This window comes from Thermus thalpophilus, from assembly GCF_022760915.1.
Lineage (GTDB): Bacteria > Deinococcota > Deinococci > Deinococcales > Thermaceae > Thermus > Thermus thalpophilus.
On record NZ_JAKTNS010000050.1, the window covers coordinates 1 to 10,668 of the forward strand.

A 10,668-nucleotide genomic window follows, 5' to 3' on the forward strand; every position below is an offset into this window, starting at 1 on the left:
ACGTGGGCGCAGGTCCATCCTAAAGGGGTGGTCCCACGTTTTGACGTGTACTGAGCCCGTACTTTCTTGACAACGCACAAAGGCGACGCTATAATTAGTTTGGGTCGGGAAATAAAGAAAACCTTCCCAAACTCCAGCCTCCTTCCCGGCTCTATGGGAGGTGCGGTATGTGGAAGCGGTGGTTTGGTGTTCTGGTTCTGCTAGTCTTGGCAGCGGGAGCTTGGGCACAACAACGCCCCCTTGTGGTAGGGGTAAGTTGGGCCAACTTCCAGGAAGAGCGTTGGCGTCGGGATGAGGCTGCGATCAAAGAGCAGTTGGCGCGGATGGGTGCTCAATACGTTAGCACCGATGCGCAGAGCTCGGCGGAAAAGCAACTTAACGATGTGGATAGCCTTATTTCCCGGGGAGTGAACGCCCTCATCATCTTGGCTTGGGATAAAGACGCAATTCTCCCTGCGGTTCAGAAGGCGCATGCGGCTGGGATCCCGGTGGTGGCGTACGACCGGCTCATTGCGGACCCTTACGCTTTCTATATCTCGTTTGACAATGTGGAGGTGGGTAGGCAACAAGCCCGGGCTGTTTACCAGGTGCGACCCAGAGGGAATTATGTCTTCATCCTAGGCTCGCCTACAGACCCCAACTCTGACCTTCTCCACCAAGGACAGCTGGAAATTCTGCAACCTGCTATCAGTAGGGGAGAGATTCGCGTGGTAGGTAAGCAATACACGGAAGGTTGGCGTCCAGAAGTGGCTCAACGAAACATGGAGCAAATTCTGGCAGCTAACCGCAACCAGGTGGATGCGGTGGTGGCCTCCAACGACGGTACCGCAGGAGGCGTCATTGCTGCCTTGGCTTCCGTGGGGTTGGCGGGAAGGGTTCCGGTTTCTGGCCAAGATGGTGATTGGCCCGCATTGAACCGGGTGGCCCGGGGATTGCAAACGGTAAGCGTTTGGAAGGATGCCCGAGAGCTCGGACGTCGGGCTGCTGAGATTGCCGTTCTCTTAGCCCGTGGAACTCGCCCCGAGCAGATACAGGGTGTACAGAGGTTCCGGGTGCCTGGGGATCCTCGAGGAACCGTTGTGAACGCTGTGCTACTACGACCCATTCCCATTACTCGGGATAATCTCCATATTGTCCTCGAGGCCGGTTGGATTACCAAGGAAGCCCTCTGTCAAGGGGTGAGCGGGCCTCAGGCTCCCGCCGCCTGTCGCTAGCCTAACTGGGGCCCAGGGGATATGTCCCCTGGGCCCTTTTGGAGAAATGCTATGGAGATGATGCGTCCTTCAGCGAGAGGTTCCCGTTCGGGGATGGGCATCCACTCCCAGAACCTTTTCCTCCTCTTTGTGTTGGGGGTCCTCTGGGGCGCCTTCCACCTGATGACCTTGGGCCAACCTGGGAAGTTTCTGAGCCCCCAAAACCTCTGGAACCTTTCCGTGCAAACCGCCGTGGTGGCCATCCTCGTGGGGGGCATGGTTTTGGTCATCGTGGCTCGGCAGATTGACCTTAGCGTGGGGTCACTTTTAGGGTTCACAGGGATGACCATGGCCCTTTTGCAGGCGGTACCTCCCATCGGCCAAGGGTGGCCCTGGTCCCTGGCGCTTTTGGTGGGCCTGGCGTTGGGGACCGGAGCCGGTCTTCTCCAAGGGTACCTTATTGCCTATCTCGGGGCCCCTTCGTTCATCGTCACCATGGCGGGGCTTCTCATTTTCCGCAACGCCGCTTACCTCATCGCCGAGGGTAGGACTGTAGGCCCCCTCCAAGACAGCTTCCTCATCCTGGGCGGGGGGCTTCAAGGCTCCCTTGGACCCTTTTGGTCCGGGATCGTAACCCTCTCCGCCTTGGCTTATACCCTCTGGGTCGTGTGGCGGGGAAGATGGCTTAGGCAACGTCATGGCCTCGCTGTGCGCGCCCTCTGGGTGGATGGTGCCGTGACCATTTTCCTGGTGGCGGTTTTCGGAGGTTTTCTCTGGGTGATGAACAGTTTTCCCCACCCCGTTACGGGCCAAGGTCGGGGAATTCCTGTGCCGGTGCTCATCGCCTTGGGAGTTTTGGTTTTCCTCCACTGGCTGTCCCAGCGCACCCGTTTTGGGCGATACGTTTACGCCATTGGCGGTAACCCCGAGGCGGCCCTCTTGGCGGGGATTCCCGTGCGCCGCGTCCAGGTTTTGGTCTTTGGCTTAATGGGCTTTCTCGCTGCGTTGGCTGGTGCGGTCCAGGCTGCACGGCTTGGGTTTGTTCCCACGGGCATGGGAACTCTTTTGGAACTCTACGTCATCGCGGCCGCTGTGGTGGGGGGCACCTCGTTAGCCGGTGGGAGCGGGACCATCCTCGGAGCGGCTTTGGGAGCACTTATCATGTCCAGCCTGCAAAACGGCTTGGTACTGATGGGAGTGCCCACGGAGTGGCAAAACCTGATCCTAGGTATGGTTTTGGTGGCAGCAGCAGTGTGGAACGCTCGTTTTCACCGGAGGCGTACATGAGCTTGCCTGTGCTACGCGCAGAAAACGTCTCGCTACGTTTTGGCGGGCTCCAAGCTCTGGATAACGTTTCCTTTGATCTTTACGAGGGGGAAATCCATAGCTTGGTGGGCCACAATGGGGCGGGGAAAACCACCTTTATCCGGGTCCTCGCTGGAGTCTATGCTCCACAAGAGGGGAGAATTCTCCTAAGGGTGGGCCAGGAACTGGAAGAGGTGCGCTTTGCCTCCCCACGGGATGCGCAGCGCCTGGGCATTGAAACGATCCACCAGAACCTGGCCTTGGCCGACAACCTGGATGCTGTAGCTAACGTGTTTTTGGGGCGGGAACGGGTCTACCGCCTTTCCCTTGACGAGGAAGCCATGGAAGCTGAGGCCCGCAAGGTTGTGGAGCGGGTAGGAGCTAGGCTTCCCTCCCTTAGGGTTCCCGTGCATCGGCTTTCGGGTGGTCAGCGTCAGGCGGTGGCCATCGCCCGAGCCCTGCTCTTTCGGGCCCGGGTACTTATCATGGACGAACCCACAGCCGCTTTGGGTCCTGGGGAGACGGCTCGGGTGAAAGCGCTTATCCGCACCCTTCGGGACGAAGGATTGGGCATCATCCTTATCAGCCACGATCTCCACGACGTCTTTGACCTAAGCGACCGGATCACGGTGATGAAAGGAGGAAGGGTGGTGGGAACCGTACGAGCGCAGGAGAGCACGCAGGAAGAGGTATTAGGGATGATTCTGGCGGGAGAGCTCAGGAGGTAGGCCGGGGTTTGGCAAAATGCGAGACAGTATGCTCAACGCGTATGAGGTCCCTAAAGGTGGAACGCGGCAGCTTCGCCGTTGGCACAAAGCCCGAATTCTAGACTTGTTGCGCAAAGAGCCTGGCCTCTCTCGGAGTGACCTGGCAAAGCAGTTGGAGCTCTCCCCTTCTGCCGTTACCGAAAGCGTGGCCGAACTTCTGGAAGAAGGGCTCATCTTGGAGCGGCCCCTTCCTCCACAGGGCCAGGGCCGGCCCTCCATTGCCCTCGAGGTGGAGGGGGAAAAGAACGTGGTGCTGGCCTGGGAAATAGATGTGGACCGCATGGCGGTAGCCCTTATGAGTCTGGCGGGTGCGGTGCGGGCCAAGACCCTTCTTCCTCCGGCACCGAAGGACCCCCATGAGGCCCTCCGCCTCTTAGCAGAAGCAGCGAAATCCTTGATTGCCGAAAAGCGGATTCTTGGCGTGGGTGTCACGGTGCCGGGCCTTGTGGAGCCCGAAGAGGGGCACTTGACCCTGGCGCCCAACCTGGGCTGGCAGGACCTGGCCCTGGGGGAGATGGTACGGGAAACCCTGGTGGACCTCGGGCTCCTCGAGGTCCCCCTGGTGGTGGAAAACGAAGCGAATGCCGCCGCCTACGGCCTTTACGCCTTGGGTGGATGGGAGGTGGATCACTGCGTGTACCTGAACCTAGGCGTAGGCGTGGGGGGCGGGGTAGTGGTGGACCGTAAGGTTTACCATGGGGGTCGCTTTCACGCAGGGGAAGTAGGGCACATTCCCCTGAACCCGGAAGGCCCTACTTGCGGGTGCGGCAAACGGGGGTGTGCCGAGGTCTACCTGAGTTTTCGTAGGTGGAAGGCGCACCCTTCTGAGAAACGCTTGTACGACATGGCGGAAAAGCTCGCCCACCTTTGCGCCATCGTCCTGAGCACCCTAGACCCGGCCCTGATCGTCCTGGGGGGACCCTTGGTGGAAGCTACAGGGGAGGCCCTCCTTCGGGAGGTGCGGGCAAGGTTACCTCGCTACGCCTTGCGGGTTCATAGCAAAGACCAGGTGGTGCTTTCCCCGTTTGGGCGTGAAGCTGCCCTTTTGGGGGCGGGCGCTTTGGCGGCCGCCTACTTCATAGAACAGATGGCTTTCGCGGAGGTGGTGTAGGTGTACGAACCTAAGCCGGAACACAAGTTTACCTTTGGCCTCTGGACGGTGGGCAATGTGGGCCGGGATCCTTTTGGGGACGCTGTGCGGGAGAAGCTTGACCCGGTATATGTGGTTCATAAATTGGCGGAACTGGGCGTTTACGGGGTGAACCTCCACGATGAAGATTTGATCCCCAGGGGTACGCCTCCTCGGGAGCGCGACCAGATCGTTCGTCGGTTTAAGAGGGCCATCGAGGAAACCGGCTTGAGGGTGCCCATGGTCACCGCCAACCTTTTCTCCGATCCGGCCTTCAAAGACGGCGCTTTGACAAGCCCAGACCCCTGGGTTAGGGCCTACGCCCTACGCAAAAGCCTGGAAACCATGGACTTGGGGGCAGAGTTGGGGGCGGAGATCTACGTGGTTTGGCCGGGCAGGGAGGGGGCGGAGGTGGAGGCCACGGGCAAGAGCCGCCACGTTTGGGCGTGGGTGCGGGAAGCTCTGAACTACATGGTGGCTTACGCCGAGGACCAGGGTTATGGGTACCGCTTTGCCCTGGAGCCTAAACCCAACGAGCCCAGGGGCGATATCTACTTCGCCACCGTGGGCAGTATGTTGGCCTTCATCTACACCCTGGACCGTCCCGAACGCTTTGGCCTCAACCCCGAGTTCGCCCACGAAACCATGGCAGGGCTCAACTTCGTCCACGCTGTGGCCCAGGTCCTCGAGGCCGGCAAACTTTTCCATATAGACCTCAACGACCAGCGCATGAGCCGCTTTGACCAGGATCTGCGCTTTGGAGCGGAGAACCTAAAGGCCGCCTTCTTCTTGGTGGATCTTTTGGAGCATTCCGGCTACCAAGGACCGCGGCATTTTGACGCACACGCTCTGAGGACGGAGGATGAGGACGGGGTCTGGGCCTTCGCTAGGGGATGTATGCGCACCTATTTAATCCTCAAGGAGAAAGCCCACGCCTTCCGCCAGGATCCAGAAGTTCAGGCGCTGCTTGCGGAGTATTACCGGGGTGACGACAAGGCCCTAGCGCTCCTGGGCTCTTACAGCCGGGCAAAGGCTGAGGCCCTAAAGCGCGCGGATATCCCCTTAGACGCCTTGCGGCGCCGCGGGTACGCTCTGGAGCGGTTGGATCAGCTGGCGGTGGAGCACCTCTTGGGGGTGCGCGGATGAAGGTGGTTTTGGGGCTGGACCTGGGCACGAGCGGCCTCAAAGGGGTGGCTTTGGACCCCAGGGGCCAGAAGCTCGCTGAGGCCCGGGCTCCTTACCCCTTGCACGTCCCAAGGCCCGGGTGGACCGAGCAGGACCCCAATGACTGGGCGAGGGCTTTGCGGGAGGTTCTCCTGGCCCTCACCGTCCAGCTCTCCCAGGGGGAGGTGGTGGCCATTGGGCTTTCTGGCCAGATGCACGGGGCGGTCTTCCTAGATCGTGAAGGCCAGCCCTTGCTTCCCGCTCCCCTTTGGAACGACCAACGCACCGCCGAGGAGGTCCGGTGGATAGAGGAGGTGGTTCCGCGCCCCGAGCTCATCCGGCGCACGGGCAACCCAGCTATCACCGGGTTCCAACTTCCCAAGATCCTTTGGTTGCGACGCCAACACCCCGACCTTTTCCGCCGGGTCTATAAGGTGTTGTTGCCTAAGGATTACCTGGGCTATCTCCTTACTGGAAGCCTGGCCACGGAGTACTCCGACGCTTCTGGGGTAGGGGCCATGGCCATCCGGGAAAAGGTCTGGGACGAAGATCTCCTCGGTGCTCTAGGCTTGTCCTCCGCCCTTTTTCCGGAACTAGGGGAAAGCCACCGCGTGGTGGGCGGCTTGCGCCCGGAGTGGGCTTCGGTGGCGGGGCTAAAAGCCGGTACCCCGGTGGTGGCGGGGGCGGGGGATAACGCCGCTGCCGCTATCGGTCTGGGCGTTTCCCGGTACCGTCAAGGGGTTGGGAGCCTTTCCTTGGGTACCAGCGGGGTGATCTTCCTTCCTCTGGAGGAACCCATGGCTGATCCTGAAGGCCGGATCCACCTCTTCTGCCACGCCGATGGGGCCTATCACCTCCTGGGAGTGACCCTGAGCGCCGCGGGGAGCTTGGAGTGGTTGCGCGGGATCTTCCCGGAGGCTTCCCTGGAGACCCTTCTTAAAGAGGCGGAACGAGCCCCTCTAGGGGCTTTAGGGCTTTACTTCCTCCCCTTTTTGGCCGGAGAACGGAGCCCTTATCTGGAGCCTAGGCTTCGGGGAGCTTTTCTGGGCCTTTCCCTAGCCCATGAACGCAGCCACCTGGTGCGGGCTGTCTTGGAAGGGGTGGCTTTAAGCCTGGGAGTCGTTTACGAAGCCATGCACTCCTTGGCCCATGCCGAGGGGTTTTTGGTCACGGGGGGTGGTTCGGCTTCAGATCTTTGGCTTAGCCTCTTGGGCGGGATCTTACAGGTCCCCCTGTACCGGGTGGTGGGGGAGGAGGGAGCGGCCCGTGGGGCCGCCATCCTGGCTATGGTGGGAGGAGGGGTTTACCAAGACCTCGAGGCCGCCCTCAAGGCCACGCGGCTTGCGGAAGTGGCGGCGCCCCAGGCGATCCCCGAGGCCCGGGAGCTCCTCTCGGGATACGAGGCCTGGGTGGCTCTGTTTCTGGAACGCTACCGGAGGGCTTAGGTGTTGCACGACCACTGGAGAAGGCTACGGGCTTGGATGGAAACCCAAGGTTTTTCCCGTTTTTTCGTGGCCCGTCCCGAGAACTTCGCTTGGCTGACCGGGGGCAGCAACACCCTGGGGTTTGGGGAAGGGGTGGCCTACCTGGAGGTGGGCGAGGAGCTGGTCCTGCACACCACCCGAATAGAACACCCGCGCATGGTGGAAGAGGAGGTCAAAGGGCTTCCCGTGAAGGTACACCCGTGGTACGCTTTTCCCCCACCGGGAAGCCCCAACGACTACGAGCACGACCTCACGCCCCTGCGGCTTGTCCTTTCAAAGGAGGCGCAGGAGGCCTTTCGCCGCCTGGGGCGGGAGGCGGCGGAGGCCGCAGGCGAGGTGGTGCGCGCCGCTAGGCCCACATGGAAGGAGTGGGAGCTGGCTGGGGGTTTGGCGGAGGCGCTATGGAGCTTGGGAATCCGCCCGCAACTTCTTTTGGTGGCGGGGGAGGAGCGGCTTTTTCGGCACCGCCACCCCTTGCCCAAGGACCGGCCTTTGGGGCGGAGCTTCATGGCGGTGGTGTGCGCCGAGCGGGGCGGGTTGGTGGCCAACTTTACGCGGATGGTGAACCTAGGTGATGCGGAGGTGGAGGTCCGGTACAAGAAGGTCTTGGAGGTGGAGGCGGCGGCGTTGGGAACTTCTAGACCCGGGGTTAGGTTGGGGGAGGTTTTCGCCGCTTTGCAAGGGGCGTATGCGCGGGTGGGCTTCCCGTCGGCGTGGGAAGAACACCACCAAGGGGGCGTGGGGGGGTATCGCTCCCGAGAGGCCATCGCGGTTCCGGGCCACCCGCTGGTTTTGGCGGAGGGGATGGTTCTGGCCTGGAACCCGAGCCTGCCTGGGGCCAAGGTGGAGGACACCTTTCTGCTGACCGATGAAGGGCTGGTTAACCTCACGGAGGACTCCCGTTGGCCCACGGTGCGGGTGGAAAAGAGGGCGAGACCGGACCTTTGGAGGGGCGGATGGTGAGGGTTGGTTTGGTGGGTGCGGGCTGGTGGTCCCGGGAAGTGCACGCCCCTGCTTTTCACGGGGCGGGGGCTAGGATCCAAGGCGTTTACGCTCCCGGAAGCCTGCGGGCCCGGTCCCTAGCGGAGGCGTATGGGGCCAAGGTCTATGAGGACTATGAGGTTTTCTTGCGGGACGTGGACGCCGTGGCCATCGCCACCCCGGATGCCACCCACGTGCCCCTGGCCCTCGAGGCGGTGCGGCAAGGAAAGCACGTGTTCCTGGAAAAGCCGGTGGCCGTGAATTTAGACGAGGCCCAGGTGCTCTTGCAAGCGGTCCAAACCCAGGGAGTGGTGGCCATGACCGCCCTGACGGCCCGGGCTGACTGGGCGGCGGAAAGCGCCCTCGTTTACCGCGAGCGTCTGGGGCACCTAGTTGCTTTCCGTGGTGCCTTTTGGGCGGACTACTTGGCCGAGCCCCAAGCGCCCCTTCCTTGGCGGGCAAGGCTTGGGGGTGGGGGCCCTGCTGGGGTGGTGGGAGATCTGGGGGCGCATCTTTTTGACCTGGTGATCTGGCTTTTGGGCGCTCCTATAGAAAGGGTCCGAGCCCAGGTGGCCACCGTATTTCCGGGGAGGGAGAACCCGGACTTGGCCGGGGTTTTGGCCCAAGCGGGAGGTGCGCTGGGCGTCTTGGAGCTTTCGCGGGTCCACCCGGTGCGGCCGCAACGCCTCTACCTGGAACTGGAAGGGGAAAAGGGTGCCTTGCGGGTGGTGCCTTCCTTGGCGGGAAGAGCAGAGGAAGCGGGGATTTTTTGGTCCAGCAGGCCTGGGACGTGGGAGCCGCTACCCCTTGAGCCTTCCCTGCTTCGGGGCAGAAACCCTAAGGAGCCCTGGGGGCTTTTTCACTTTCGCGAGCTAGCCCGCCGCTTTTTGCAGGCCGTGTCCAAGGGTTCTACGGCCACTCCTTCCCTGCGCGACGGGGTAGTGGCCCAGGCGGTCATCCAAGCGGTTTTGGAAAGCGCTCAAGGGGGAAGCGAAAGGGAGGTGGTCCGTGTTTGAGGGTAAGGTGGCGGTGATCACGGGGGCTAGCAGGGGCATCGGCCGGGCTATCGCCTTGGCTTTAGCGCAACGAGGCGCCAAAGTAGTCCTGGCTGCCCGCGACCGGGAGCGCCTCGAGGCGGTGCGCAAAGAGGCGGATACCCTGGGTGCGCAGGCCTTGGTGGTGCCGGGGGATTTGCGGAGGGAAGAAAGCGTTGAGGCGCTGCGCCAGCATACCCTTAACGCTTTCGGCACGGTGGACATTGTGGTGAACAACGCCGGGGTGGGGAAATACGGATCCATTCTGGATTTTACCCCTGCGGATTACGACTGGATTATGGACACCAACATGCGGGTGAGCTTTCTCGTCACCCGGGCTTTTCTACCCCCTCTCCTGCAAAAGGGAACCGGCGATCTGGTCTTTGTAGCCTCGGTGGCGGGCCTCAAAGGCTTGCCCCAGGAGGCTGTTTACTGTGCGAGCAAGTTCGCCCAGGTGGGTTTCGCCCAGGCTTTGGACCATGAGCTTAGGCCCAAGGGCATCCGGGTCAGCGTGGTGGCTCCCGGTGGGGTGAACACGGAGTTTGCTTGGGGTACCGGGAGAACCCCAGGAGACCCCCACCTAAACGCCTTTCTGCGTCCAGAGGAGGTGGCCGAGGCGGTGGTCTTCGCCCTAAGCCAGCCACCGCATGCCCGCGCCTTCCTTATCGGGCTAAGGCCAATGGTGGAGCCCCTTTGAGCTGTGAGCGTGCGCTTCCTCGAGGGGATCTCCGGAGCGCGGACTTGAGTCAATCGGCCATGCCCTAGGTGAGGGTCCTGCAAGGATCCCAGGGTTGGTCTCAGACGAAGAAGAGCTTCTCTCGGTCCACGTCCTTTAGGTGGCGCACCCCGAGGCGGCCCACCTCCTTCACCAATCGGTCGGCGAGGTGGAGGGGCGCGGGAAGCCGGGGGAAGAGGAAGCCGCTTGCGGGGTAGAGGCGGGTCAGGTGGTAAATCTGCCGGGCCAGAGCCTCCAGGGGTGTGTTGCCCTCCTCATGGACCATCTTTAGGGGTCTTGGGGTGCCCCGAAACTCCCGGTGGACCGTAAGGAGGAGAAAGGTCTTGTCTTCCAGGGGGACGAAGAGCCCATCCGCCAGCCTGCCCCGGGTGGGGTAGATCCGACCGCCTCCGGATTTGCGCACGGAAACAAGGTCAAAAGCCACGCCCTCCTGCGAAAGCCTTGTTAAGGCTAGGGTGAACTCGTCCTTGGGTACCCGGCCATCGCGGAGGAGGAGGATCCTCGAGGGCAGGCTACCCTGCCTGCGCTTGAAGGCCAATAGGGCTTCTTCCTGACCTCTCATCCCTTCGTGTGCTACCTCAAATCCCCACCCCCGCCATCCTGAGAAGGATCCGGCTCCGGATGAGGTTGTGGGCTAAGGTCACGCGATAGCGTACCTTGCGGATGAGGTTCACCCGCGCCAAAAGACCCCAGAAGGACCTGGCCTCTACCCGATGAAGCCCCAAAGAGCGCACCATCACGCTGAAGCGGGCTTCTATCCAGTTCCTCACCCCCGGCCCCAGCGAAACCCCCGGTCCCCCAGGGCGGCGGGAAGCCCAAGCAAAAGCGCTTCCCCCCAAGTCTCCCGAGCGTTGCCGGGCAGGAGGCCAAAGCGG

At 62.1% G+C, this 10,668-nt stretch carries 10 protein-coding genes and 1 pseudogene; 9 read left to right on the plus strand and 2 right to left on the minus strand.

What is annotated here, in order from left to right; translation table 11 throughout:
• Positions 1-167 precede the first annotated feature (167 nt).
• The 9 genes from xylF to L0D17_RS12195 all read left to right on the plus strand — a co-directional run bounded on the left by xylF (position 168) and on the right by L0D17_RS12195 (position 9,754).
• Complete coding sequence (xylF, locus tag L0D17_RS12155; protein ID WP_243095554.1) at positions 168-1,214, plus strand: D-xylose ABC transporter substrate-binding protein; 1,047 nt, start codon at positions 168-170, stop codon at positions 1,212-1,214.
• A 93-nt stretch (positions 1,215-1,307) separates the two neighbouring features.
• The gene (locus L0D17_RS12160; protein WP_243095555.1) at positions 1,308-2,480 is read left to right on the plus strand and encodes a sugar ABC transporter permease; all 1,173 of its coding nucleotides are present in this window, start codon (positions 1,308-1,310) and stop codon (positions 2,478-2,480) included.
• Positions 2,477-3,226 carry an ATP-binding cassette domain-containing protein gene (locus tag L0D17_RS12165; RefSeq protein ID WP_243095556.1) on the plus strand — a complete coding sequence of 250 codons (750 nt, stop codon included), beginning with the start codon at positions 2,477-2,479 and terminating at the stop codon, positions 3,224-3,226. The genes L0D17_RS12160 and L0D17_RS12165 overlap by 4 nt, the downstream gene beginning before the upstream one ends.
• A gap of 28 nt (positions 3,227-3,254) precedes the next feature.
• The gene (locus L0D17_RS12170) at positions 3,255-4,376 is read left to right on the plus strand and encodes an ROK family transcriptional regulator (protein WP_243095557.1); all 1,122 of its coding nucleotides are present in this window, start codon (positions 3,255-3,257) and stop codon (positions 4,374-4,376) included.
• Complete coding sequence (gene xylA, locus L0D17_RS12175) at positions 4,377-5,540, plus strand: xylose isomerase (RefSeq protein ID WP_341474696.1); 1,164 nt, start codon at positions 4,377-4,379, stop codon at positions 5,538-5,540. It abuts the gene before it with no gap.
• The gene (gene xylB / locus L0D17_RS12180; RefSeq protein ID WP_243095558.1) at positions 5,537-7,003 is read left to right on the plus strand and encodes a xylulokinase; all 1,467 of its coding nucleotides are present in this window, start codon (positions 5,537-5,539) and stop codon (positions 7,001-7,003) included. Before xylA ends, xylB begins: the two co-directional genes overlap by 4 nt.
• The gene (locus L0D17_RS12185; RefSeq protein WP_341474697.1) at positions 7,004-8,005 is read left to right on the plus strand and encodes a M24 family metallopeptidase; all 1,002 of its coding nucleotides are present in this window, start codon (positions 7,004-7,006) and stop codon (positions 8,003-8,005) included.
• Complete coding sequence (locus tag L0D17_RS12190; RefSeq protein WP_243095560.1) at positions 7,999-9,039, plus strand: Gfo/Idh/MocA family protein; 1,041 nt, start codon at positions 7,999-8,001, stop codon at positions 9,037-9,039. The genes L0D17_RS12185 and L0D17_RS12190 overlap by 7 nt, the downstream gene beginning before the upstream one ends.
• Positions 9,032-9,754, plus strand: a complete 723-nt coding sequence (locus L0D17_RS12195; RefSeq protein ID WP_243095561.1) for an SDR family oxidoreductase — start codon at positions 9,032-9,034, stop codon at positions 9,752-9,754. Before L0D17_RS12190 ends, L0D17_RS12195 begins: the two co-directional genes overlap by 8 nt.
• Before the next feature lie 100 nt (positions 9,755-9,854).
• Here the strand turns inward: L0D17_RS12195 and L0D17_RS12200 are convergent, their stop codons facing one another.
• Together L0D17_RS12200 and L0D17_RS13960 are read right to left on the minus strand one after the other, a co-directional pair.
• Positions 9,855-10,355, minus strand: coding sequence for a Piwi domain-containing protein (locus tag L0D17_RS12200; protein WP_243095562.1), 501 nt, complete (start codon positions 10,353-10,355; stop codon positions 9,855-9,857).
• A 16-nt stretch (positions 10,356-10,371) separates the two neighbouring features.
• Positions 10,372-10,668, minus strand: a pseudogene (locus L0D17_RS13960) (transposase); the annotation flags it as partial.